The organism is Nocardia sp. NPDC005746 (genome assembly GCF_040630785.1).
Taxonomy (GTDB): Bacteria; Actinomycetota; Actinomycetes; order Mycobacteriales; family Mycobacteriaceae; genus Nocardia.
In genome coordinates this window covers 179,045-202,145 of sequence record NZ_JBEXYE010000013.1, presented here as the reverse complement: position 1 = coordinate 202,145, position 23,101 = coordinate 179,045, and the positions used below count along the sequence as shown (strand labels likewise).

Here is a 23,101-nt window from a genome sequence, read left to right as displayed (position 1 = left end):
TCTGGCAGGAACCACGATCCGCACCACAGAATCTATCGTGGGTAAACACAACATAATCGGTCATTCATCCTCGGGAACATCTTTCTGATCTACGGCTTCATCTGAGCCGCAACGCGTTTATCGAGGCTGTCGGCGAGCTGGCGGTTGCTCGACGCTTGGTCCTCCAGAGTGCGGCATCTGGACGTAGCCTTCGGTCGGCACGGGCAACGCCTCGATGCATGTCGTCGAGCATGCGTTGACCAACAAGGGCAGGACGTCAGCGCCCGACGTCCTGAGTGAGATCCATGCCTGGCGAAGGTGCGCGCCTTCGATGTGCTGATCGCAGACGCTGCACGTACGGATCACGGTGGCACCCCATACGCCGGGGTCGAGGTCTTCGAGGTCGATGCCTTGCGTGCTGGTTGCTGCGGCCGACAACGACGGGAACGGCGGGCGCAGCTTGTCGTTTCCATAGAGGGCGCGAGTGCTCACCGTGCTGCGCTGCAGACCAGTGCACCGGGTGATCTCGTACGGGAACCAGTGCACGCGGTAGGAGGTGTAGGGGGTGAACTCCTCGAGGCTGCGCATAGCGCCGATCTCCGGCGGGATACGCACCAGGTTGCTGCCGTAGAGCACGAGGTGCTTAACCGAGGTGAGGTTGGCGATCGTGGTTGGGAGCGTGACGACCTGACGCCGCTGTTCCGCAGTGAGTTCGGCCAGCGGTTTGAAGACCTCCCGTCCGTCTGCGGCCGCTTCTTCGACCAGCTCGAGAAGGCGGAGTCAACCCGGTGCGGTGACGTCCTGGCGTTCTCGATGGAAGCGGGTCGGTCGCTGGCTCTTGGTGCTGGCCTGCTCGATGCACTCGCAGCGATCACGAGGCGAATCGTGGCTCCCCGGACCAACGGCGTCAGCCCAGCGGTTCGAGAACACCTGTGGCTTCGACTCCTCACTCGTCTGCTCACGCTAGCCGTAGTGGCCATGTCGGCGGGTGAGCGGTCCAGGACGCCGTCGATGACGCGGGTGCGGTAGAAGCCTGCGACGACGGCCAGGCGGCGGGCGACGGTGGCGGGTTCGAAGCGGCGGACCACCTGCATCCACCGCATGTACCGTTCGACCTCGGTCCGCGCGGCCGCTAGCGCGGGTGAGGTGCTGGTCGGTGCACCAGTAGAAGTACAGGCGCAGATCGGATTTGGTGTGGATGCGTGAGACTGCAGAGAAGCGGGCGAGGTAGGCGAGGGCGGCCGGCCGGAGCACGAGGTCGTCAGCGGCGAAGGTGACATCGAGGTCGGGTGAGGGAGCCATCCTTCACGATGCCGCGATCCCGGCGAACCGCCCGAGCGGACGCGCGGTATGCGGCATGTGCGGATATCCGAGTTGGTGTCTTGCGTTGGGGGAGAGCGTGTACTCGATCGCTACTATCGCACTGGCCGGATGGTGACGGCTTCGCCGTTCAGCAGGTTCAGCGAGAAGACCTCCGAGGTGCCTTCGTACATGTACCGGAGAGCTGGCTGGAAGTCCGCGACGTCCAATTCGTACAGCGATCCTGCGGGATCCACGAACGCGCAGGTTCTTTCGATGGTCGATGCCAGCGTTACCGGTTTGATCTCCACAGGAACCAGCTCGATCTCTGTACCTGCACGGTAGGAACGCCCGACGGTTACTCCCGAACTCAAGACCTTGAGCTTGAGATCGTAGGTGCGCTCGCCCTTCTGCGTGTCATGGCGGATGAGGCTCTGGACCAGTGCTGGCTCGTCGCCGTAGCTGATCGTGTCACCGGCACTCAGGGCCTCTACCGCAACGACTGCCATGGTCGCAGCGTATCGGGCGCCGGTCACCGACGCGATATGCCTCGTCGACAAGCAGTTTCACCAGCATCGGCGGGTGTGGGCGGTACACGCTCATCGGCAGTTCAGTGCGTTCGGCCGGCCGCGGCGTGGCCGGTCCGAGCAGCGCGAGATGCGGCAGTAGCGTGCCTTCCGCCTGTCTGATCGGTTCGAGCAGCCTGTTTCCGCGCGCTGGTATGTTCGATTCCGATCGCGCCGATGGGGAGGGCAAGATGGGCGGCGAGCCTGTGACGACACTGCGTGACTTCCAATTGTCGATGCTTCACCCGATGTGCGAGAGCGCCCCGACGCAGGCCTCAGGACTGCTTGATCGAATCGGTGCGACCAGCGCCGACACTGCCGTCGCGCAGGCGCGGTGGTGGTTTGGTGACGCCACGAACAACTTCACGACGATCGCTGAATATATAACTGCTTGGGGCGCACCGGATTCGGAAGACATCGAACGTTACGGCGAGGGGGAGATTCGCTCGGCGCGGTGGGATTTGCCGTTCTGGCCTGGCATGCAGTTCGAGTTCAGGGCGATGAGGCCTCGTCATCTCTTCCATCGAATGCTTCGTAAGCCGGGAGTGCCTGTGCCGCAGTTGGACTCGATTGAAGATTTGATCCCTTGGTCGTGCACGAAGGAGGAGTTTCTGGGCTCCAGCCTGGGGCCGTTCGATGAAGACATCGACCTTGGCTCGATCGGGAACCGAATCGACTTCGAGGCGGTCGACCCGGAGTCCGGGCGCAGACGTCCCTACCGTGCCCGCTTCGACTGGTGTCTGCTGCAATCGGTCGAGCCGGTGCTGGTTCGGCTCAGCAAACCCAATCCCGTACCCCTCGACGAAACACCGATCGACGAACTCATCTTGACCAGGCAGATGGGTCGGGCTGTTCTGAGAATCCATGCCGAGATCGAGGGAAACGTCTACGACGCGATGGCGGACTTCCAGGACCGCTACGCACGCCTGGCACGCGAGCGTCCGAACGATTTCATCGTTGGCGAGCGCCGTACCGACTACCAGCGTCTGGCCGACGTCGTGGACAGCCTCCTGTCGCCCGGCCGTCCGCGCAGTCATCTCGCAGACGAACCGTGAATGGCGCAGGCGCGTAATAATCCGCCGCAGCGTCGCTCAGCTCTACGGCCGCTCGTCGGCATGAGCATGCGTTCTGCACCGCACCAGGTTCCCTGCCGACAGCCCCCGCGCCGGCCGGTTCGGTCAGCGCGGTATGTGACAGTGTTCGCTGAGTGTGCAGGTCAGCGCGCTTCAGCCATGCTCGGCCCCAGGTCGGGCCGAGCGCTCGCATCGACCGACCGGTGGGTCCGTGGTCTCGTGCGCGAGTTTCGGCTGACCCGTGACGCTGCGGCGGATGGTGGTTGTGGCGTAGGTGGTCATACCGGGCTGCTGTTATCGAGTCAGGCTAACGACAGCGGGGCACCACTGCACTCGTTCCATGGCCGCTGAAGGATCGAAGCCCCCAACCCCAGGGAAGGCCGGGGACGTCATAGTTTTCTGTCAGCCCCTCCCTACAGATAGACGGTAGACCGTGATCTCAGATGCACCAGACCACACTGCCCAGGGGGAAGCAGAGGGCAATTGATCCATCGACAGGAGTCACCGCGATCGATGTCGAACTCGCGGGTGCCGTCGCGATGGAGTCGGCGGAAGCCATCGGAGCTGCGATAACGCCCAGTGGCAAGGCAATTGCGGTTGCGGCCACGAGTTTGATCATTGTGCTGGACATGTCTGTACCTCGCTCGATATCGACTGACTGGTTTGATGCGCGTCCAGTGCAGCCGGGCAACCTCGGGTGATTGCCGTCGCGCTGCTCACTGTGATCGAGTGGCGGAATCTGCGATAGCAGGAAGTGGTCTGACTGTTGTCGCTGGATTCGCCGCCCTCGGATGCGGCCCATGACGCGCTTTGTTCGTTCTCAACCCCGACCAGTTGTCATCGTCCTGCATCGCGGGCGATGGACACAACACATTGCCGAACCAGACGCTGTATGTAATGGCCCGGCGCCAGGCACTGGCACGACCGTCGACCTGGCAGCTCCGGTCCGTGGTGCTGGGACCGAAGCGACGTCCTTTCCCTGGCGTTCGGAAAAGGCCGATAGTTAAGGGTAGCTGTAATCGGCCCGAGTCTGGTAGGGCCAAGGTCTTCATTCGTGGGACCGGGCATATGATCTGGGCAATGCTCTTGCCGCGATTTTGCTGGGGTGGCTGAGGAGATGGAAGCATGCCCGCATTGGTTGACCTTGCCGTGGGGATCGCGCCCATCGCTGGTGGATTGGCTCTCGGTGCGGCCGCGGGATATCTGAAGGGCCCGGATGTCCGCAAAACGATCAAGCAGGATATGGAACTGCTGGACCGTATGCCTCCAGAGGCGGTGGAGCGGCGTGCCGCACTGCAGCGGAGCATCGATGGTCGCATCGACGATCTGGTCGCGACCGTCAATCGATACCGGCCACTGCGCAGGGCGGCCGCCTCCTATCGCGGCGGCTTGCGCGACATCCTGCTATTCATCTGCGCGATTCTGTTTACGGTGGTCTGGTGGAGCGTCGATCATCAGAAGAGTAGCTGGCTACCGATGTTCGTTGTCCTCGTTGTGATTTCAGTGTGGGCTGCCAGCTACGCGTTCAGCGGTCTGCTCAGATCCCTCCTCACCTACCGGCGAATGAGGGACTGATCGACAGCGTCCGCGCCGGCCGGTTCGGTCAGCGCGACCGGATCAGGGAAGGGTGGCGTGGCTCTCGCCGCGTGTGGCTGTCGCGAATCTCGGTGCGGTACTGCGGCTTCGGTTCCTGGGAGACGGTGTGGAGCTGATGACCGCGACCGAACTCGTGGGCTACCCGTATGCCGTGATCGCCTTCCTGGAGCGTTCCATAGCAGCAGCCCACCCGCCGGCCTCAGCGACGATCGCATAGCTCCAGGCCGGCGGGTCGAAGAAGCCGTACACACGATCCGGCGATGGCTGCCGGAATGCGAGGCGGGGATCACTGCGTCGATCGGGAGTGGCCGAACCCGCTCCCCGGCACGCATGTGATTGTCGTGAAATATCGCGTCAAAGCGGCGTTTTACCAGGTCAGGGCCTGTTGGCGGCTGGTTGGGCTGCTGGCGCGCAACTGTTAGCCTCGCTCAGAGATAGCTGCTATTGCTGTCATTCGAAAGGCGGCGCATCACCGAGGGAGATAGTGACGAGATGGGCGTGAGGTTCGCGCTGGCACAACAAACCCACAGCGATAACCCGCCCTTCGTGGTCCGCAGGGTCGCGATCCGGGTCGAGGCCCTGGCCGCTCTGCTCGGGGCGGCGGTGGCGTGTCTGCTGATGATGGCCCCGCTCAACCTCGGGGGAAGCTCCGACGGTGCGGTGTGGAAAACGGATCTGCTGGTAGTGGACTTGCCGCAGGCCGCCGCGGCGGGGGCGGCGTTCGCGATGGTGTCCGCGGCGGTGGTGGTCGCGCTCGGGCAGCGCATCGCGTGGATCGTCTCGTGCGGGAGCGCGATCGTGCTGCTGGCCGACCAGGCCTGGAATCGGGCCGCGGTCACCGCCGAGAACCTCGCCACCGCGAGCTACATCGACTGCATCGTCAGCGGCATCCTGCTCGGCGCGCTCGCGGTCGCGGTCCTCGGCAAGCCGATCGCGACCGGCGCGTACCTGATCGGGGCGCTGGGCGCGATCGAGGTCGCCGACCAGACCTCGCTGCCGTCCTCGGGCGGCAATCCGATCATTCAATGGGTTTCGGTCGGAACACTGCCGGCGTGGCTGCTCGTGATGACCGCCCTGCTGCTGGCCGTCGGAGGCGCCCTGCAGCATGACGAGCCCGCGACCGAGGAGTCGAACACCGATCTGGCGATCGGCCCGACCCTATCCGTGCTGGTGCTGGTCACCGCGACCACACTGTCCACGGGATGGCTGGTGCGGCACGCGGTCACACCCGCGCAGATCGGGGTGACCGCGGCCGTCATCATCGCCGCGGCCATGGTCGCAGCCCTGCTGCTGCCGGGACGTGACGGCACTCTCGTCCTGCTGGCGGTGGCCGCGGCCAATGCGGGTAGCGCCATCATCGCGGTGCCCCGGCCGGATTGGAGCCTGCCGCTCCCGATCCTCGCCGTGGTGGCGGGCCTGGCGGCCGGACGACGGTGGCGTTCCCCGTGGATCGCGCTGGCCGCGACCGGCGGACTGGCCGTCTTCGCTGCCCTCACCGCCGACGCGGCGCACCAGCGCACGGTGATTCCAGTGCTCGGGGTGACCCTCGCGGCACTGATAGTCGGGTTCTGCTTCGGAGTGGCTGTACCCGAGACCGTGGGCAGCACCGTCGTGGCGCTGGCGGTGATGATCGTGCCGGGCCTGGTGGTGGCGCTGCGCGGCAGCAGTTTCGGCCTGGTCGCCTACTCGCCGCGCTGGTATCGGGATCCGAACGGGGCCGTCTCCGCGATGCCCGGCTGGATGGCCCTGGTGATCACCCTCGGCTGCGCGGCCGCGATGTACCGGCTGCGGCGGATCCGGCCCGCGCGTGACCGGGCCGAACCCGAGCCCCCACAGATGTCCGGCGCCATCGGCACGACCGGTGGATCGCCGGAGGGGAATAGCGCTGGAATGGTGTCGGTGAACGCGGGGGCGTGACGGTGCGGTACGCCGCTCCCGCTCCAGTCGGCGCGCAGTTGCGTGCCGCTCGGCTATCGGAGATCGGTTGCGAAATTCGGTGGCCGCGTGCCGATTACCACGGTCGCGCCCATGTCCTCGCATTCGACGATGCGGGCCGCGAGGTGGTGGGCGCGCATGATCTCCGCGGCGACCGGCGCCTGCTCCTCGCTTTCCTCGACGAGCAGATGCCCGCCGGGAGCGAGCCAGTTGGCCGCGACGGCGGCGATACGGCGTAGTACGTCCAGGCCGTCCGCGCCTCCGTCGAGGGCGCGGCGGGGCTCGTGATCGCGGGCCTCCGGGGGCATGTCGCGAATGTGGTCGGAGGGGACGTAGGGGGTGTTGGCCAGTATGACGTCCACGCGGCCAAGCAGATTCGCTGGCACCGCGTCGAACAGGTCGCCTTCGACGACGTGGGCGGCCACCGGGGCGAGGTTCTCGCGTGCGCAGACGATGGCGGCGGGCTCGATGTCGGTGGCTGTCAGCTCGACCCGGATCCCGTGCTGCGTCAGCTCTTTCGTGAATGCCAAACCCAAAGCGCCGCAGCCGCAGCACATATCGAGCGCCACAACAGAGCCGCCGAGGGCGCGGGCGAGAGTGACGGCCTGTTCGACCAGGAAGCCGGTGCGTTGGCGGGGGACGAAGACACCCGGGGCGACGGTTACGCGGAGCCCGCGGAATTCGGCCCAGCCGAGCAGGTGTTCGAGAGGGAATCCGGCGATGCGTTGGGCGATAAGCGCTTCCAGGTGGTCGGCGTCGCCGGCCGCGCCGAGCAGGAGGGCGGCCTCGTCCTCGGCGAAGACACAACCGGCCGCACGCAGGCGTGCGACCAGGATGTCGGTGTCCGCAGCTGTCACCGCGTCATTGTGCACGTCCGGACCCGCGCGGTGCGCGAGCGGGTCCGGACGGGGAGGTCAGCGTTCGGTGGGGATGCGCAGGGTCCGGGCGGTGTCGAGGTAGATGCCGCGCTGGCCGCTGCGCGCGGGCGGGGGCAGCTGGGAGACGAGCTGCTCGAGGGAGGTGGTGGCTCCGACGACCGGCATGCCCGCGACGATGAAGTCGGCCACCGCGCGGCGGATGTGGTTGGGGGAGGTGACCACGATGGCGCTGGTCGCGCCCGCGTCGCGCAGCATCTGCACGCCGAACAGCGCGTTCTGGACGGTGGATCCGGCGCGATGGTCGGTGAGGATGCGGTTGGCGGGAATGCCGTGGCCGATCAGCCAGCCCTCCATGGCCGCCGCCTCGGTGACGCCGTTCTGCGGATTGCCGCCGGTCACCAGGATGGGGGAGAAGGGGGAGGCGATGGCCTGCAACCACGCGGCCTGCAAGCGGTTCATCAGTTCGGGGCGCATGGCCCCATTGGGGAGCAGGCCGTAGCCGAGCACCGCGATGCCCGTCTGCGGGCCCGCGATGGCCGGGATCGGGTTGGGCAGGGTGCCGACGGCGGCGCCGATGGCGCGGAACAGGTTCCGGGTGCCGTCGGCGAGTCGCCCGTCGACGCCATTGAGGCGGTTCATCGCCAGCTCACGGGTGATGATGTCGCCGGCGTAGTCCGACCAGATCGCCTGCAGGGCCAGCGCCTGCGCGTCATCCGGTGATTCACTGAGCAATTGGCGCAGGTCAGCCAGGCCGGCCGCCTCGTTGCCGCTGGTGAAGTTGTCCTGCGCGGAGTTGAACAGCGCCGCGGGATCCGCGTGCGCGGTGCCGGTGCCGAGGATGGCGATGGTCGCGGCCGCAACCGCGAGCAGGGTGGGAAAACGTCTGGCGATCTGCACTGCTGTCGACCTTTCGGAGGGTGTCACGCATGCCTTGCGGGCGGAGCCACGCAATTAACTGGTTGGTGGCCCAGTGTCGGATGGAGACACGATACGACTGTCCAAAGCTGTTGTTGGGGATTTGCCCGTTTGGTTTCGCAAGTCTGGTCCGGCGTGGCGTCGGGAACGCGCGCGGCGCGCGGCGAGTAATCCGGACACGCGGGACAAAACAATCCGGACGGTGTACGGCAAACAATCAGGAACACAGGCATGAGCGATACGGACTCACGCGGACGGGACAGCCCCCGCGCCGGATAAGCTGTGCACCCGTGGATACGACTTCGCTCATCGGCAAGGAACTCGCCGCCGCCATCAACGCCGACACCAAGCAGCGCGCCGCCGCCCTCGCCGAGCAGGGCGCCGCACCGCGCCTGGCGCTCGTGATCCCGAACGACGACCCGGCCAGCGCCTGGTATGTGAAGTCGCTCAATCGCGCCGCCGAGCGCAATGGAATCACCTGCGAGAACATCGATCTCGGTGTCGACGCCACCGCCGAGGAGATCCGCGCCAAGCTCACCGAGCTTTCCCAGGACGCCTCGGTCGACGCGATCATGCTGCAGACCCCGCTGCCCAAGGGCGTCGGCCTCGACGACGTCAGCTCCGCCATCGCCGCGGGCAAGGACGTCGACGGCGTGAGCCCGCTGTCGCTGGGCCTGCTCGCCGCGGGGCAAGCGCGGAGAGGCGGAGCGGCCGGGTTCCCGCCCGCCACCTCCGAGGCGGTCGTGGAACTGGCCAAGTTCCACCGGGTGCCCCTGGAAGGCCGTCACGTCGCGGTCGTCGGCCGCTCGAACGTGGTCGGCAAGCCGCTGCTGCAGCTGCTGCTGGCCGAGAACGCGACCGTCACCATCGCGCACTCCCGCACCACCGACCTGCCCGCGGTCACCTCGGCCGCGGATGTCGTGGTCGCCGCGGTCGGCCGCGCGGGCCTCATCACCGCCGACCACGTTCGCGAGGGCGCGGTCGTCATCGACGTCGGCACCAACGAGGACGACAACGGCAATATCACCGGCGACGTGAACGCCGACTCGGTCACCGGCAAGGCCGCGGCCCTGAGTCCGGTCCCGGGCGGCGTCGGCCCGGTCACCACCGCGCTGCTCATGCGCCACGTGGTCCAGGCCGCCGAATCCGGCCGCTGACGAACGACGATCAGGGAGCTCTCACCGCGGGAAATCGGACGGATTTCCGCGCTGAGAGCTCCCTGATCTCGTATCTAGGGGTGGTGCCTCACCAGTGGGTGGTGACGGGGTCGCCGATGGAGACGTTGTCGTAATACCACTCGGCGTCGGCGGGGGCGAGGTTGATGCAGCCGTGGCTGACGTTCGAGTTGCCCTGCGAGTCCACCGACCAGGGGGCGGAGTGGATGTACACGCCGCCGGAGGTCAGCCGTTCGGCGAACTCACCGGTGATCAGGTAGCCCTCGGGATCGTTGAGAGGGATGCCGATGGTCCGCGAGTCGAAGGTGACCGAGCGCTCACGCGACATCACCGGGAAGGTGCCGACCGGGGTCTCGCGGCCCGGCTTGCCCATGGACGCGGGCATCGTGCGGGCGACGCCGTCGACCCAGACCGTGAAGGTGTGGTTCGACATGTCCGCGTCGGCCGTGGTGCCGCCATTGGTCTGGAACTTGATGTGGTCACGTCCCGCCGAGACCGTGATCGGCGAGGACACGGGTAGATAGTGCGCGGGGGTCCACACCAGTTGCCGGTCGTCGAGCCAGGAGAACTGTCCCGCGAGGGAGTTCTCGGCCTTCACGTCGACCGAGCGTTCGGCCTTGGCGCGATCGGTGACGGCTTCCGCGAACTGGACGGTCACGGGAGCTGCGATACCGACCACCTGGCCGGGGCCCGGCGAGATCGCCTGGACCGCTGGGAGATTGGATGCCGGGAGTGCCGCGCCGGCGGCTCCGGAACCGAACGCGGCCGCCGCGGCGACAAGGCTTGCGACGAACAGAGAGCGAATCGCTTTCCGCATTCTTCCGTCCCTTCGAGAGGGTGTGGGGCTGGTTCCTCAGCGTATGACTTGATCTTGACTACCATCCGGAAACGTTTCCGGTTCGTGACAATTGTACCGGCGTGGGTATTTTGTCTTTTTCGCCCCTCGGGGTAGTGGCGCTGACCGGCGACAATGCAGGTGGCGATACGAAACGGTGCCCCGCTCCGGATCCGGAACGGGGCACCGCGACGAGCGGATCTGTGCGCTCAGCGTGTGATGGCCGCCACAACGTCGTTGTGCAGCGCATCGGCGCGCGCGATGACCTCCTCGATCTGCTTCAACACCGGAGCGAACTCCGCGCCCGCGCCCGCCTCGAGCGAGGTCACATTGATCGCGATGTTCAGCTGCGAGCTGCCGGCCGCCGAGCGCGCGCAGTCGGCCGCCGCGCCGATGTCGGTCACCACGTTCGGGTTGCCGATGGGCAGCAGTTCGGTTGCGAGGGAGACGATCTCGTCGGCCTCGGCGACCACGGCGGCGGGCACCCGGGCGGCCTGCAGCAACGCGGCGGTGATCGCCTCGCCGCGGGCGGCCTGCTCGGCCTCGGACTCCTTGGGGAGCTTGTAGGCGGCGCCGACCGCGGTGAAGGCGGCGGCGTCGGCGTCGGCCAGTGCCAGCGAGCGCTCGCGGGCGGTGTCGGCCGCGGCGATGATCCGGTCGATGACCGGGCGATTGTCGGCGTCCTTGGCGCGGGTGGTGTAGCGCGCCACCATGGCCACCAGGGCCGCTCCCTGTGCCGCGTGCAGCGCCGCGACCGCACCGCCGCCGGGCGCGGGCACCTTGGCGGCCAGCTGGTCCAGGTACCCCCGCAGTGTCGAGTCACCGAACGTGGTGGTGTCCTGAGTCATGCGGGGTGGCCTCCCTTGGCAGTCCTGCTGGCAATACCCGGAATTCGGGTGATTTCGCCGCCCACGCTACCGGTCGGCGGACAGCTTTCGGCAACCCGCCCGCTGTCGGATTGCCAATAGTGCGACCCGCCCACTGTCGGTATGCAAATAGTTGGGTATTGTCCGGGTCATGCGTATCGGACTGTCGATCAATTACACCGACGGCTTCAAGGAGATCGCCGCCGAGGTCGCCGACCTCGAACGGGCGGGCCTGGACATCGTGTTCGTGCCCGAGGCGTATTCGTTCGACGCGGTGAGCGCGCTGGGCTACCTGGCCGCGAAGACCGAGCGGGTGCAGCTGGCCTCCGGCATCCTGCAGCTCTACACCCGCACCCCCACGCTGACCGCCATGACCGCGGCCGGCCTGGACTACGTCTCCGACGGCCGCTACATCCTCGGCCTGGGCGCCTCGGGCCCGCAGGTGATCGAGGGCTTCCACGGCCTGCCCTACGACGCGCCGATCGGCCGCACCCGCGAGGTGCTCGAGATCTGCCGCAAGGTGTGGAAGCGCGAGCGCCTGGAATACAACGGCAAGTACTACAACATCCCGCTGCCCGAGGGCGAGGGCACCGGCCTGGGCAAGCCGCTCAAGCTGATCAATCACCCTGTGCGCGACAATATTCCGGTGCTGCTGGCCGCGCTCGGCCCGAAGAACGTCGAGCTGGCCGCGGAAATGGCCGAGGGCTGGCAGCCGATCTTCTTCCTGCCGGAGAAGGCCGACGCGGTCTGGGGCGACTCGGTGAAAGCCGGTCTGGCCAAGCGTGATCCGGCCCTGGGCGACCTCGACATCTACGCCGGTCCGGCCCTGGCCATCGGCGACAATGTGGACGGCTGGCGCGACGGCATCAAGCCGCACCTGGCCCTCTACATCGGCGGCATGGGCGCCAAGGGCAAGAACTTCTACCACGCGCTCGCCACCAAGTACGGCTACGGCGCCGAGGCCGACCGCATCCAGGAGCTGTACCTGGCGGGCCGCAAGGACGAGGCCGCCAAGGTGGTGCCGGACGATCTGGTCCGCGACATCAACCTGATCGGCTCGGCCGGGTTCGTGAAGGAGCGGGTCGCCGCGTTCCGCGAGGCCGGCGTCACCGTCCTCAACGTGGTGCCGATGGCGGGCACCCCCGCCGAGCGCGTGAAGCTCGTCGAGCAGCTGCGCGAGCTCCTCTGACCGCTCCGCGTGAACGACGAAGCCGAGTCCGGGTGATCCGGACTCGGCTTCGTCGTTTCGGGGGATTCGGAGGAGGGACGCGCCCGCGCCACACACGCCGGGCGCACCGGCTCAGCGCAGCGAACCCAGCGCGTCGTCGAGGGTGGAGTGCAGCGAGAACACCTGGTCCAGGCTGGTCATCTTCAGCTGCCGGCCGGTGGCGGGCCCGTCGGCCACCACGACCAGGCGCGTGCCGCCCGCCCGCTTGTGCACGCTGACCAGGGCCGCCATCCCCGCCGAGGCGAGGAAGCTGACGGCGGTCAGATCGATCACGAGGGCGGCGGGCTCGGCGGCCAAGGCGGCGTCGAGGGCACTCTCCAGTGCGGAGGCGGTCGCCAGGTCGACTTCGCCGGTCACGGTGAGGACGGTGGCCTCGTCGGTGCGGGTGACCGAGGTGGTCATCGTTTCGGCGAAGGGGTGGCCGTCTGCGGAATTAGTGGTCACGTTGTTCAAATCTGCCATGATCCGTCCGTTCGTGCTGCATCGTTTGCCACATCGGCACTGGCTCGCAGGTGGGCCGCCTGCCGAAGCCGTGACGGCAGGCCCTGATTCACATTCTCCCGGCCGCGGAGAAGGACGCGGCCACGAGTCTCACCGACATCCGAACCAGGGTGCCCGGCCCGGAATGGTCGATATCGAGCTGATCGGTGAGCGCCCGCATCATGGCGATCCCGCGCCCGCGGTTGCCCGGATCCGCGGGCAGCGGCCGCCAGACGCCGGTGTCGGACACCTCGATGGTGAGGGTGTCCACGCCGCAGTCGGCGCTCAGCCGCACCCGGCCGGGCTCGCCACCCAGATACGCGTGCTCGATGCTGTTGCTGCACGCCTCGTTCGCCGCGGACACCAGATCCACGGCCAGATCGTGCGGGACGGCCGCGGCGGTCAGCCAGGTGCGCAGCGCGCGCCGCAGTTGCGACAGCTCCCGGGCGTCGGCGGGCACGTCCAGGCGCAGCGGCTTGGGCGGCTGCCGGTACACCACCATGGCGACGTCGTCGTCGTAGCCGCCCGTGGGGCGCAGCCGCGACAGCACCGAATCGGCCACCTCGCGCGGCAATTGCACTGCCACGCGCGACAATTCGTCGGCCAGTTCCACGAAGCGGTCGTCGATGTCGACGCCGCGCTGCTCCACCAGGCCGTCGGTGAACAGCACCAGTGTCGCGCCGGGCGCCATAGCGGTGGTGGCTTCCGGGCGGCGCGGAATGTCGAAGGTGGCCAACGGGAACGCGCGCCCGCCCTCCAGCAGTCGGCCCTGTTTGCCGGGCTCGGCCAGCACCGGGGGCATGTGCCCGGCATTGGAGTAGCGCACCAGCCCGCGCACCGGATCCAGGATCGCCGCGCACACCGTCGTGCACATGGCCCCGGGAATCCGGGCGGCCACGGTGTCGAGTTCGGCCAGCAGCTGCGCCGGGCCCGCGCCGCGCAGGAGCAGGGCTCGTGCGGCCGTGCGCAATTGGCCCATCACCACCGCCGCCGACAGGCCACGCCCGACACAGTCGCCGACCACCACGCCGATCGCGCCGTCCTCCAGGCGCACCACGTCGTACCAGTCGCCGCCGATCTCCAGCGGCGGCAGCGCGGGCTCGTAGTGCACCGAGAACCGCGGCGGCAGTTCGATCGGGCCGAGCATGGCGCGTTGCAGGGTCAGCGACGTGGAACGGGCCTGGTCGAAGTTGCGGGCCCGCTGCACCGCCAGGCTCAGATGCCCGATCAGCAGCGAGAACAGCGCCCAGTCGCCGGACGTGATCACTCGCGGCGCGGAGAAGCGCAGCCACAGCGCCGAATCCCCGCTCTCGCCCAGCGGCGCGACGATGCCCTCGGAACTCGACACACCCTCCGGGATCGCGAACATGCTGCGGCCGGGCTGCAATCGGGCGCGGTCGAGCAGGGCGCGGGCGCGGGCATCGAGCACACGGCGCGACTCGGCGCCGCCGATCAGATCCGCGTCGCCACTGCCGCGCCGCCGGATGGGCTGGGTGATGTGCGGGGCCAGGCCCGCGGCGGTGTACTGATTGTCCTCGGACACATACAGTTCCGGGCCGGTGTGGTGATTGGGCCACACCGAGACCACCGCGGCCTCCGCGCCGACCGCGCGGCGGAGCTCCTCCAGTCCGACGGTGAGCACCTCGACCACGCTGGTGGCCGCGCCGACCGCCGTGGCCAGCCGCGACACCGCCTGATCGCGGGCCTGGGCATCGTGCTCGGCGGTGACGTCACGCAGTGTGCCGACGAAAACCCGTTCGCCGTTCTCGGGTTTCACCAGCGAGGACGTCGACACCGCCAGCCACAGCTGCCGCCCGTCCCGATGCCGGATGGGCATCACGAACCGGGCGGCCTCGGTGCCCAGGTCCGGGTAGCGCGGTGACTCGGGGACGGTCCAGGGATGGGGGAGCGGATACGGGATGCCGTCGGGGCCGTAGCCGGTGAGCGCGCCGAACGCCGAATTGACCTCGATCAGCGTGCCTTCGGCGTCGACGACGAAGAACCCGTCCTGCAGCGACTCCACCAGCGCGGTCCGGAAGGCGTCGCGGCCCGCGAGATCGTCTGCGCGCGAACGCTGTTGCTCGTAGCGGCGGGTGCCGTCGAGGAAGCCGCGGGTGGCCACGTCGAGCGCCGCCATGGTCTGGAGCAGGAACTCCAGGGCGGCCTCACCGCGATCGGTGCCGTCCGGCGCCGGACCCAGCCCCTCCTGTTCGAGCAGCCGGTAGTGGTGCTCGGTGAGATCGAGGATGCTCACCCCCTCCACCAGTGCGCGGCGGCCGAGCTCGTAGCCCTCGGCCAGGGTGTTCTGATCGGGGGCGCGCAGGTGCAGTCGCAGCGCGGCGGCGTACGCCTCGCGGAAAGCGGCCAGTACCGCGCTCACTACGGCCTCATGGCTTCACACTCGGAATGGGTTGGGAGGAATGGGATTGCCCGCGGTGGCGGGCCGCCAGCACCAGCGCGTCGTCGGTGTCCTTGGCGTGGCGGGCCAGGATCTCGGCGGTGATCTCCGAGGTCGGCTTGGACAGGTCGACGGCGTCGGCGAAGCTCGAGGTGATGCCGTCGGTCGACATCAGCAGCAGATCGCCCGGCCGCACCGGCACCGTCTGCGGTTGCAGGTTCGGCGGCAGCAGATAACCGACGATGCCGCCCGAGAGCAGGACCGTCGCCCGGATCGCGGGCTTGCCGGGAGCCGCCGCCACGATGCGGGATTCGACATTGCCGACCCCGAGCCAGTGCACCCGCTCGCGAGAATCGAACAGCGCCAGCGAGACCGCCGCGCCGCGGGTGTCGCTCATGGCCCGGTGACACAGCAGCATCAGCACGTCCAAGGGCTCGGCGCGGTTCTCGGCGAGCACCTGCGCGGCGCGATCGGAGGCGTCCGCCGCGGCCGCGCCATGACCCAGACCGTCCAGCACGGCGAAAAGCACGGAACCGCCGCCCGCGTCGAGCACCACCGAGCGGTCGCCCGAAACCCGTTGCCCGGGTAGGGCGCGTCCGGCGACGGCCCATTCGACCGCGCCGATGTTGCCGTCCTCACGCACCGCTGGGGACCCACTTCCACATTTCGACGAGGGTGCCCTGGCCGGGCTCGGAATTGATGACCATGCCGTCCATCAGCCGCCGCGAGCCCGGAAGACCCAGGCCCAGACCGCGTCCCGTGGAGTACCCGTCCTCCATGGCCCGTGGGATGTCTGGAATGCCCGGCCCGTTGTCCTTGGCCTGCACCACCATCGAGCGCCGGCCGTCACGATCCTGCACGCCCAGCCGGATCTCGCCGGTGCCCGCGTAACTCGTGATATTGCGTGCCACTTCGGAAATGGCCGTAGCGATCATGGTGCGGTCAGAAAGCGAGAAGCCGAGTTTGGCAGCCAACTCCAGCCCCGCTTGCCGTGCGGTCACGATGTCGTTGGACACGGTAACCGCGATCACCACGTCGTCAGCGGCCACGATCACGACCATCTTTTTGGCTGCGACTATGGATCTTCTTGTTCAGCCACGACAGGCCCTCCTCGAGGTCCAGCGCCGTATGCATACCCTCGAAGGTGAGTCCCAATTGCACCATGGCGAAAGCGACTTCGGGTTGTAGACCCACGATGACCGTTTCCGCGCCCCGCAGCTTGGTCATGTGGGCGATGGTACGCAGCGATCTGGCGGCAAAGGAGTCCATTACGTCGATTGCGGTGACATCGACGATGATGCCCTGGGCGCGATATCTGCTGACGTAGGTCATCAGATCGTCTTGCAGGCGTTCGGTATCGGCGTCGGTGAGCGCTGACTGCACCGACGCGATGAGATAGGTGCCCTGCTTCAGAATGGGTACCGGCATGAGCCCCGCCCGGGTTACCTTCCGTCGCGATCGGTGACGCGCGACACCTCGTAGCCGAGCAGCCGCTCCGCTTCCTCGATGCCACCCTGGAGGTCACCGACGGCGTTCATCTTCGACAGATCCAGGCCGATGGTGACCAGGGTAAGCGCGATCTCCGACGACAGGCCGGTAATGATGACATTGGCGCCCATCAGGCCTGACGCGTCCACGGTCTGCACCAGGTGGTTGGCCACCGTGGAGTCGATCGCGGGCACACCGGTGATGTCGATGACGACGACCTTGGCGCGGTTGGCGCGAATGGCGCGCAGCAGCTGCTCGGTGAGCTGACGGGCGCGCTGCGAGTCCAGCACACCGATGATGGGGAGGATGAGCAGCTGCTCACGCACCTGGAGCACCGGGGTGGACAGCTCGCGAATCGCTTCCTGCTGCTGGCGGATGACGCGCTCGCGCTCCTGCACGAAGGACACGGCCACGGTGTTGGCGATCCGGTTCGCGGCCGGTTCGTACGCGTCGAGAACCAGCTTGAGCAGCTCGAAGTCGGACTGGTACTTCTCGAAGAGGCTGCGCGCCAGCACGTCTCGCAGCAGGAGCACGATGCCGACGACCTCGTCGGTCTCGACGCCTCGGGGGATGATGCGTTCGGACAGGTCGCGCGCGTAGGCCTGCAGCGCCTCGACGCTACCGGTCTCGAGCACCTCGACGTAGTTGTCGTAGACCGAGGTCGCTTCCGAGAAGATCTCCTCGGGGGTCATGGCGGTGAGCAGCTGGGCATCGGTGATGCGACGGGCCCACTCCTCGCGCAGTTCGGTGCGGTTCTGCCGCAAGTGCTCGACGAGCTGCGGGAGCAGATTGTCGACGGAATTCGCGGGCAGCGAATCCGCCGAGAGACCGATGGACACGTCGGACATGGAAACTCCTGCCCCTTTCGCTAAGGCCAGGTCGGGTGCTCACTTCCACGACCGTAGCCAGCCGTGTGCTCGGTGCCGACCCACATGGGAAGCCGGTGCCGAGCCTAGTCTTACCCACTACCCGATGGGTGCCAAACCAAACCGAGGTGGGCAGGCGATTTCGTGTCAGGTGTGCTGCGCACGGGTCTCGGCCCGGCCGAGTGAGGGTTCGGTGCCGCGATGATGGGCCAGCAGGGTGTCGTAGATGTCGGCCAGCGCGGCCAGCTGGCCACGATCGAGCACATCCACCATGTGGCGGCGAACACTGTCCACATGCGCAGGCGCCGCCGAATCGAGCACGTGCACGCCCTTGTCGGTGAGCACCGCCGCGGTGCGGCGCGCGTCGTCGGGTATCGACTCCCGCGCCACCAGCCCGCGCTTCTCCATCCGCGTGATCTGATGCGACAACCGGCTCTGCGACCACTCCAGCACCGCCGCCAGCTCGGCGAAGGACCGCCGATGATCCGGAGCATCGGCCAGCCGGGCCAGCACGGTGTACTCCACATAGGTCAGATTGGATTCACGTAGGGAATCGCGCCCGACCGCGGCGGCGATCAGATCACGGGTGAACACGAATCCGAGCCACGCGCGCATCTCGACATCATCGAGCCAACGGGTCTGCGCCACTGTTCCACTCCCGGGTTCCGCCACCATGCCAACCTCCCCGCCACCGACAAGCACATCATGGACAGGTAACACCCGCTCGGTTGAAGGTGCAACCTGTACCGTGCGGGGTCCGCAACCCGTACCTGTCGGCGGGGCCGCGGCGGGTGCTGGATAGAGTCACTGTGCTTGAACCGTCGGCTGACCAGCCCCAGCCCTGCTCGAGGAGTCCGATTCGTGACCGCGCCTGATTTCCTGTACTCGGATCTGCTGCCCATCGGCAAGGACGACACGCCGTACCGGCTGCTCACCACCGAGGGCGTGAGCACGTTCGAGGCGAACGGGCGCACCTTCCTGCAGGTCGAGCCCGAGGTGCTGCGGATGCTGACCGCGGAGGCAATGCACGACATCAGCCACTACCTGCGGCCCGCGCACCTCGCGCAGCTGCGCAAGATCATCGACGATCCGGAGTCCAGCGGCAACGACCGGTTCGTGGCCCTGGATCTGCTGAAGAACGTCAATATCTCCGCGGGCGGGATCCTGCCCATGTGCCAGGACACCGGCACCGCCATCGTGATGGGCAAGAAGTCCGAGGGCGTGCTCACCGGAGTCGATGACGCGGAATGGATTTCGCGCGGCGTGTTCGACGCCTACACCAAGCTGAACCTGCGCTATTCGCAGCTCGCGCCCATCAATATGTGGGACGAGAAGAACACCGGCAACAACCTGCCCGCGCAGATCGAGTTGTACTCCAACCAGGGCGATCCCGCGCAGCCGTCGTACAAGTTCCTGTACATGGCCAAGGGTGGCGGCTCGGCCAACAAGTCGTTCCTGTACCAGGAGACCAAGGCGATCCTGAACCCCGACCGCATGCTGGAGTTCCTGGACGAGAAGATCCGCTCGCTGGGCACCGCGGCCTGCCCGCCGTACCACCTGGCGGTCGTGATCGGCGGCACCTCGGCCGAATTCGCGCTGAAGACGGCCAAGTACGCCTCGGCGCACTACCTGGACAACATGCCGACCGAGGGCTCGATGGCCGCGCACGGCTTCCGTGATCTCGAGCTCGAGGAGCAGGTCTTCAAGCTGACCCAGTCCTTCGGCATCGGCGCGCAGTTCGGCGGCAAGTACTTCTGCCACGACGTGCGTGTCATCCGCCTGCCCCGCCACGGCGCCTCCTGCCCGGTCGCCATCGCCGTGTCCTGCTCGGCGGACCGTCAGGCGCTGGCCAAGATCACCCCCGAGGGCGTGTTCCTGGAGCAGCTGGAACGTGAACCGGCGCAGTACCTTCCGGAGCAGACCGACGCCATCCTCGGCGGCGACGTCGTCAAGATCGACCTGAACCGGCCGATGTCGGAGATCCGCGACGAGCTCTCCAAGTACCCGGTCAAGACCCGCCTGTCGCTGACCGGCCCGCTGGTCGTGGCCCGCGACATCGCGCACGCCAAGATCAAGGAGCGCCTGGACGCGGGCGAGCCCATGCCGCAGTACATGCGTGACATGGCCGTCTACTACGCCGGTCCGGCGAAGACCCCCGACGGTTACGCGTCGGGTTCCTTCGGCCCCACCACCGCGGGCCGCATGGACTCCTACGTCGACCAGTTCCAGGCCGCGGGCGGCTCGCACGTCATGCTGGCCAAGGGCAACCGCTCCGCGCAGGTCACCAAGGCGTGCAAGGAGCACGGCGGCTTCTACCTCGGCTCCATCGGCGGCCCCGCCGCGCGACTGGCACTGGACTGCATCAAGTCCGTCGAGGTCCTCGAATACCCTGAGCTCGGCATGGAAGCCGTGTGGAAAATCGAGGTCGAGGACTTCCCCGCCTTCATCGTCGTCGACGACAAGGGCAACGACTTCTTCGCCGAGACCTCGAAGCCGATCGCGCTGCGTGTGCGCGAGCGCTCCAAGGAGCGCGTCTAACCAGCAGGAGGCAGGCGGATGCGGTATTCGGACAACCTCGCGCTCCGGTGGAATACCGCCGGGCGCACGTCCACCGCACCCGCCGCCGCCGGGCCCCGATCCTTCCGGCGCGGGGCCACCCTCCTCGGTTGCGCGGCCGCGCTGACGGTGGCGGCGCTGACTCCGGCGGTCGCCCACGCCGCCCCGGACGACATGACCGCTCCGGCGGGCGTTGTCGCGTCGTCCGCGGGAACGATCGCTCCGGTAGCGGCGGAGACCGACGGTCTCGATCCGCTGCTGGCGTTCGCCTACCGGATGGCCCTGGGCGAGGCACAGGCGCAAGGCGTGCCGTTGTGGATCGTGTCGGGATACCGGACGCCCGCCGAGCAGGAAGCGTTGTGGGAGGACGGAATTCGGACCTACGGCAGTCCGGAGGCCGCACGGCGGTGGGTGCTGCCGCCGAACGAGTCCACGCACGTGAGCGGGCAGGCCATCGATGTCGGGCCGCGCGAGGGCGCGGCGTGGTTGGAAGCCAACGGGAACCGGTGGGGACTGTGCCGGATGTACGACAACGAGTGGTGGCACGTCGAACTGGCGACCGTGCCCGGCTTCGGCTGCCCCGCGCGGCTGCCCGACGCGAGTCAACGCTGAATCGCGGAATCGACTGACGCGTAGGAAAATTCGCGAACCGGTCGGGCCGGATGGCCGGTTCGGGTATACCCGAGGCTGAACATCGAATCTGGAGGCGTGTGAATGCGAGTGGCCGGTCCTGACCTGGTCGAGCGGCGGCGGCGGCCCGCCGGAACCCGCCGGGCGGCGGCCCTGGCCGTGCTCGCCGGCGCGGGACTGGTCGGCGGCTCGGTCACCGCGGTGACCGCGACCCGCGCGGCCGCCGAGCAGCTTCCGGGCCAGGTCGACGACCGCATCCCGTCCGCCAAGGCCGTCGCCGCGGGCACCGAGGGCCTGGACCCCCGGCTGGCCGCCGCCTTCGCCGCCGCCGCGAGCCATGCCGACGTCGCCGGTGTCACTCTCTGGATTACCTCCGGCTACCGCACGCCCGGCGAGCAGGAAGCCCTCTGGGAGGACGGTTTACAGACCTACGGCAGCCCGGAGGCGGCTCGCCGCTGGGTGCTGCCGCCCGGCGAATCCACCCACGTCACCGGCCAGGCCATCGATGTGGGCCCCATCGAGGGCGCGCAATGGCTGGAGGCCAACGGCTCCCATTGGGGCCTGTGCCGCATGTACGACAACGAGTGGTGGCACTTCGAACTCGCCACCGTCCCCGATGGCCCCTGCCCGGCCCGCCTGCCCGACGCCAGTCAGCGCTGAGCGAGGCTTCCCTCAGGGCTGGGTTTCGTTCTGCTGCCGCGGAATTCGCGGCGGTGGCAGCCGGTCGCGGACCCACCTGGTGGTCAGCTGGGTGAACGCGCGCGTCGCGGCCGTCCGGTAGGCGTGGTCGCGGCGAAGCAGGGCGACGGTGCGCGTCGGCATCGGGGGATCGAGATCGATCGCGCGCAGGCCGGGGTAGGCCGCGGCGATGGCGGGTGGCAGCACCGTGGCCAGTGTCGTCCGGCGGACGATCTCGATCACGGACTGGACGGCATTGGCCTGCACCGCGATGCGCGGTGTCACGGCGTGGGCACGCAGGTAATCGTCGATGTGGCCGCGGGTGGCGAAATCGCGACTCAGCAGCGCCAATTCGGCGTCGGCGAGGTCGGAGATCGGCAAGGGGGAACAGGCGGTGCTGTGCTCGCCGACCACCAGGCTCAGGTTCTCCTCGAAGAGCGGGGTGGCCTCGACGCCGAGTGCGGTCGTGCCCAGGAACGCGATGCCGAGGTCGAGGTCGTCGGCGAGGATGGCGGATTCCATGGCCTCCTGGGCGTTTTCGCTCACCTCCAGGGTGATGCCGGGGTGGACGGCGCGGAATTCGGCGATGAGGGGACCGACCAGGTAAGGGGTGAAGGTCGGGGTGACCGCGAGGCGCAGGGTGCCGCGGGCGAGGTCCTCGACGTCCTGGACGGCGCGGTCGGCGGCGGTCAGTTCGCGCAGCGCCCGGCGGGCGTGCTCGGCGTACACCGCGCCCGCGTCGGTGAGGCGGACCGACCGGCCGGTGCGGTCGAGCAGCGGTACCCCCACCAGGCGTTCGAGCTGACGAATCTGCTGGGACAGGGTTGGCTGGGACAGGTGCAGGTCCTCGGCGGCGCGGGTGAAGTTGCCGTGTTCGGCGACGGCGAGCAGGTAGCGCAGATGCCGGAGTTCCGGGGTCACAGCACGACTATAGATGACAGCAATGGGGACGATCGATATCAAGTCTTGGACTCTATAGCCACTGCTCGGGCAGGGTGAATGGCATCGGCCCGAACGGGGCCGCCGCACTCGGAAGGAGTTCCCATGCCGAACCTCGCAGACGGTCTCGGACGGTTCCAGCGCGATGTCTTCCCCGGCAAGGCGGGGCTGTTCGCCCGCCTGGCCGGCGACCACCGCCCGGGTGCGCTGTTCATCGGCTGCTCCGACGCCCGCGTGGTGCCCGAACTCATCACCTCCGCCGAAGCGGGGGAGCTGTTCGTCATCCGCAACGCGGGCAACCTGGTCCCGCCGCACACCCCCGGCGCGGCCAGCGGCGTGGTCGCCAGCATCGAGTACGCGCTGGGCGTGCTCGGGGTCAGCGACATCGTGGTGTGCGGCCACTCGGCGTGCGGGGCGATGACCGCGCTCGCCGAGGGGCAGGACCTGTCCGGTCTGCCCGCGGTGGCGGGCTGGCTGCGGCACGCCGACGCCGCCCGCGCGGCCGTCGATCCCGAGATCACCGGCGCCGCAGCGGTATCCGCGCTGGTTCGACACAACGTGGTGGCGCAGCTGGCCAATCTCGCTACCCATCCCGCCGTGGCCCGGGCCCTGGCCCGGCGCACCCTCACCCTGCACGGCTGGGTGTACGACATCGGTTCCGGGCGCGTCGAGGCGCTCGATGCCGACGGCGAATTCTCCACCCTCGCCGCCTGATTCCCCT

General features: G+C 68.0%; 23 protein-coding genes. 9 read left to right on the top strand and 14 right to left on the bottom strand.

Annotated elements, in window-relative coordinates:
- Positions 1–117: 117 nt before the first annotated feature.
- Together ABZ412_RS24780 and ABZ412_RS24775 are read right to left on the bottom strand one after the other, a co-directional pair.
- Complete coding sequence (locus ABZ412_RS24780; protein ID WP_357284166.1) at positions 118–615, bottom strand: hypothetical protein; 498 nt, start codon at positions 613–615, stop codon at positions 118–120.
- A gap of 779 nt (positions 616–1,394) precedes the next feature.
- Positions 1,395–1,787 (bottom strand): hypothetical protein, encoded by a 393-nt coding sequence (locus tag ABZ412_RS24775; RefSeq protein ID WP_357284164.1) that lies wholly within the window; start codon positions 1,785–1,787, stop codon positions 1,395–1,397.
- A gap of 212 nt (positions 1,788–1,999) precedes the next feature.
- Here ABZ412_RS24775 and ABZ412_RS24770 point away from each other — a divergent pair, with 212 nt between their 5' ends.
- The 3 genes from ABZ412_RS24770 (at position 2,000) to ABZ412_RS24760 (ending at position 6,430) form a co-directional block, all read left to right on the top strand.
- Complete coding sequence (locus ABZ412_RS24770) at positions 2,000–2,899, top strand: hypothetical protein (RefSeq protein WP_357284161.1); 900 nt, start codon at positions 2,000–2,002, stop codon at positions 2,897–2,899.
- A gap of 1,143 nt (positions 2,900–4,042) precedes the next feature.
- On the top strand, positions 4,043–4,492 hold the full coding sequence (locus tag ABZ412_RS24765) for a hypothetical protein (protein ID WP_357284158.1): 450 nt from the start codon (positions 4,043–4,045) through the stop codon (positions 4,490–4,492).
- A 513-nt stretch (positions 4,493–5,005) separates the two neighbouring features.
- Positions 5,006–6,430, top strand: coding sequence for a hypothetical protein (locus ABZ412_RS24760; RefSeq protein ID WP_357284156.1), 1,425 nt, complete (start codon positions 5,006–5,008; stop codon positions 6,428–6,430).
- A gap of 53 nt (positions 6,431–6,483) precedes the next feature.
- On the opposite strand, the gene ABZ412_RS24755 is transcribed toward ABZ412_RS24760, so the two are convergent.
- Positions 6,484–7,305, bottom strand: coding sequence for a putative protein N(5)-glutamine methyltransferase (locus ABZ412_RS24755; RefSeq protein ID WP_357284153.1), 822 nt, complete (start codon positions 7,303–7,305; stop codon positions 6,484–6,486).
- A 57-nt stretch (positions 7,306–7,362) separates the two neighbouring features.
- Positions 7,363–8,223 (bottom strand): YdcF family protein, encoded by an 861-nt coding sequence (locus ABZ412_RS24750; RefSeq protein ID WP_357284151.1) that lies wholly within the window; start codon positions 8,221–8,223, stop codon positions 7,363–7,365.
- Between the two features lie 308 nt (positions 8,224–8,531).
- On the opposite strand from ABZ412_RS24750, the gene ABZ412_RS24745 reads away from it, so the two are divergent.
- Positions 8,532–9,398 carry a bifunctional 5,10-methylenetetrahydrofolate dehydrogenase/5,10-methenyltetrahydrofolate cyclohydrolase gene (locus ABZ412_RS24745; RefSeq protein WP_357284148.1) on the top strand — a complete coding sequence of 289 codons (867 nt, stop codon included), beginning with the start codon at positions 8,532–8,534 and terminating at the stop codon, positions 9,396–9,398.
- 88 nt (positions 9,399–9,486) lie between these two features.
- Here ABZ412_RS24745 and ABZ412_RS24740 read toward each other — a convergent pair whose 3' ends face one another.
- Positions 9,487–10,233 carry a L,D-transpeptidase gene (locus tag ABZ412_RS24740; protein WP_357284145.1) on the bottom strand — a complete coding sequence of 249 codons (747 nt, stop codon included), beginning with the start codon at positions 10,231–10,233 and terminating at the stop codon, positions 9,487–9,489.
- Positions 10,234–10,460: 227 nt separating this feature from the next.
- Positions 10,461–11,099, bottom strand: coding sequence for a cyclodeaminase/cyclohydrolase family protein (locus ABZ412_RS24735; protein WP_357284143.1), 639 nt, complete (start codon positions 11,097–11,099; stop codon positions 10,461–10,463).
- Between the two features lie 169 nt (positions 11,100–11,268).
- Here ABZ412_RS24735 and ABZ412_RS24730 point away from each other — a divergent pair, with 169 nt between their 5' ends.
- Positions 11,269–12,306, top strand: coding sequence for an LLM class F420-dependent oxidoreductase (locus ABZ412_RS24730; protein WP_357284140.1), 1,038 nt, complete (start codon positions 11,269–11,271; stop codon positions 12,304–12,306).
- Between the two features lie 111 nt (positions 12,307–12,417).
- Here ABZ412_RS24730 and ABZ412_RS24725 read toward each other — a convergent pair whose 3' ends face one another.
- The 7 genes from ABZ412_RS24725 to ABZ412_RS24695 all read right to left on the bottom strand — a co-directional run bounded on the left by ABZ412_RS24725 (position 12,418) and on the right by ABZ412_RS24695 (position 18,225).
- Complete coding sequence (locus tag ABZ412_RS24725; protein WP_357284217.1) at positions 12,418–12,747, bottom strand: STAS domain-containing protein; 330 nt, start codon at positions 12,745–12,747, stop codon at positions 12,418–12,420.
- 148 nt (positions 12,748–12,895) lie between these two features.
- Positions 12,896–15,205, bottom strand: a complete 2,310-nt coding sequence (locus tag ABZ412_RS24720; RefSeq protein WP_357284137.1) for a SpoIIE family protein phosphatase — start codon at positions 15,203–15,205, stop codon at positions 12,896–12,898.
- A 7-nt stretch (positions 15,206–15,212) separates the two neighbouring features.
- The gene (locus ABZ412_RS24715; RefSeq protein ID WP_357284133.1) at positions 15,213–15,866 is read right to left on the bottom strand and encodes a SpoIIE family protein phosphatase; all 654 of its coding nucleotides are present in this window, start codon (positions 15,864–15,866) and stop codon (positions 15,213–15,215) included.
- Complete coding sequence (locus ABZ412_RS24710; protein WP_357284130.1) at positions 15,859–16,272, bottom strand: ATP-binding protein; 414 nt, start codon at positions 16,270–16,272, stop codon at positions 15,859–15,861. The genes ABZ412_RS24715 and ABZ412_RS24710 overlap by 8 nt, the downstream gene beginning before the upstream one ends.
- On the bottom strand, positions 16,262–16,651 hold the full coding sequence (locus ABZ412_RS24705) for an STAS domain-containing protein (protein ID WP_033085409.1): 390 nt from the start codon (positions 16,649–16,651) through the stop codon (positions 16,262–16,264). The genes ABZ412_RS24710 and ABZ412_RS24705 overlap by 11 nt, the downstream gene beginning before the upstream one ends.
- A 14-nt stretch (positions 16,652–16,665) precedes the next feature.
- Positions 16,666–17,559, bottom strand: a complete 894-nt coding sequence (locus ABZ412_RS24700) for an STAS domain-containing protein (RefSeq protein ID WP_357284127.1) — start codon at positions 17,557–17,559, stop codon at positions 16,666–16,668.
- 165 nt (positions 17,560–17,724) lie between these two features.
- Complete coding sequence (locus tag ABZ412_RS24695) at positions 17,725–18,225, bottom strand: MarR family transcriptional regulator (RefSeq protein ID WP_357284124.1); 501 nt, start codon at positions 18,223–18,225, stop codon at positions 17,725–17,727.
- A gap of 213 nt (positions 18,226–18,438) precedes the next feature.
- On the opposite strand from ABZ412_RS24695, the gene ABZ412_RS24690 reads away from it, so the two are divergent.
- The 3 genes from ABZ412_RS24690 (at position 18,439) to ABZ412_RS24680 (ending at position 21,423) form a co-directional block, all read left to right on the top strand.
- A complete protein-coding gene (locus tag ABZ412_RS24690) occupies positions 18,439–20,115 on the top strand; it encodes a fumarate hydratase (protein ID WP_357085283.1) in 1,677 nt (558 codons plus the stop codon).
- A 192-nt stretch (positions 20,116–20,307) separates the two neighbouring features.
- The gene (locus tag ABZ412_RS24685) at positions 20,308–20,745 is read left to right on the top strand and encodes a M15 family metallopeptidase (RefSeq protein ID WP_357284214.1); all 438 of its coding nucleotides are present in this window, start codon (positions 20,308–20,310) and stop codon (positions 20,743–20,745) included.
- A 273-nt stretch (positions 20,746–21,018) separates the two neighbouring features.
- A complete protein-coding gene (locus tag ABZ412_RS24680) occupies positions 21,019–21,423 on the top strand; it encodes a M15 family metallopeptidase (protein ID WP_357284212.1) in 405 nt (134 codons plus the stop codon).
- 12 nt (positions 21,424–21,435) lie between these two features.
- Here ABZ412_RS24680 and cynR read toward each other — a convergent pair whose 3' ends face one another.
- On the bottom strand, positions 21,436–22,362 hold the full coding sequence (gene cynR, locus ABZ412_RS24675; protein WP_357284122.1) for a transcriptional regulator CynR: 927 nt from the start codon (positions 22,360–22,362) through the stop codon (positions 21,436–21,438).
- A gap of 123 nt (positions 22,363–22,485) precedes the next feature.
- Here cynR and ABZ412_RS24670 point away from each other — a divergent pair, with 123 nt between their 5' ends.
- The gene (locus tag ABZ412_RS24670; protein WP_357284120.1) at positions 22,486–23,094 is read left to right on the top strand and encodes a carbonic anhydrase; all 609 of its coding nucleotides are present in this window, start codon (positions 22,486–22,488) and stop codon (positions 23,092–23,094) included.
- Positions 23,095–23,101: the final 7 nt, after the last annotated feature.

Coding starts and splice junctions, on each gene's coding strand:
- ABZ412_RS24705 (WP_033085409.1), bottom strand. CDS start 16,651: ATGCCGGTACCCATTCTGAAGCAGGGCACCTATCTCATCGCGTCGGTG.
- ABZ412_RS24770 (WP_357284161.1), top strand. CDS start 2,000: ATGTTCGATTCCGATCGCGCCGATGGGGAGGGCAAGATGGGCGGCGAG.
- ABZ412_RS24730 (WP_357284140.1), top strand. CDS start 11,269: ATGCGTATCGGACTGTCGATCAATTACACCGACGGCTTCAAGGAGATC.
- ABZ412_RS24740 (WP_357284145.1), bottom strand. CDS start 10,233: ATGCGGAAAGCGATTCGCTCTCTGTTCGTCGCAAGCCTTGTCGCCGCG.
- ABZ412_RS24670 (WP_357284120.1), top strand. CDS start 22,486: ATGCCGAACCTCGCAGACGGTCTCGGACGGTTCCAGCGCGATGTCTTC.
- ABZ412_RS24775 (WP_357284164.1), bottom strand. CDS start 1,787: ATGGCAGTCGTTGCGGTAGAGGCCCTGAGTGCCGGTGACACGATCAGC.
- ABZ412_RS24765 (WP_357284158.1), top strand. CDS start 4,043: ATGCCCGCATTGGTTGACCTTGCCGTGGGGATCGCGCCCATCGCTGGT.
- ABZ412_RS24685 (WP_357284214.1), top strand. CDS start 20,308: ATGACCGCTCCGGCGGGCGTTGTCGCGTCGTCCGCGGGAACGATCGCT.
- ABZ412_RS24760 (WP_357284156.1), top strand. CDS start 5,006: ATGGGCGTGAGGTTCGCGCTGGCACAACAAACCCACAGCGATAACCCG.
- ABZ412_RS24735 (WP_357284143.1), bottom strand. CDS start 11,099: ATGACTCAGGACACCACCACGTTCGGTGACTCGACACTGCGGGGGTAC.
- ABZ412_RS24725 (WP_357284217.1), bottom strand. CDS start 12,747: ATGACCACCTCGGTCACCCGCACCGACGAGGCCACCGTCCTCACCGTG.
- ABZ412_RS24700 (WP_357284127.1), bottom strand. CDS start 17,559: ATGTCCGACGTGTCCATCGGTCTCTCGGCGGATTCGCTGCCCGCGAAT.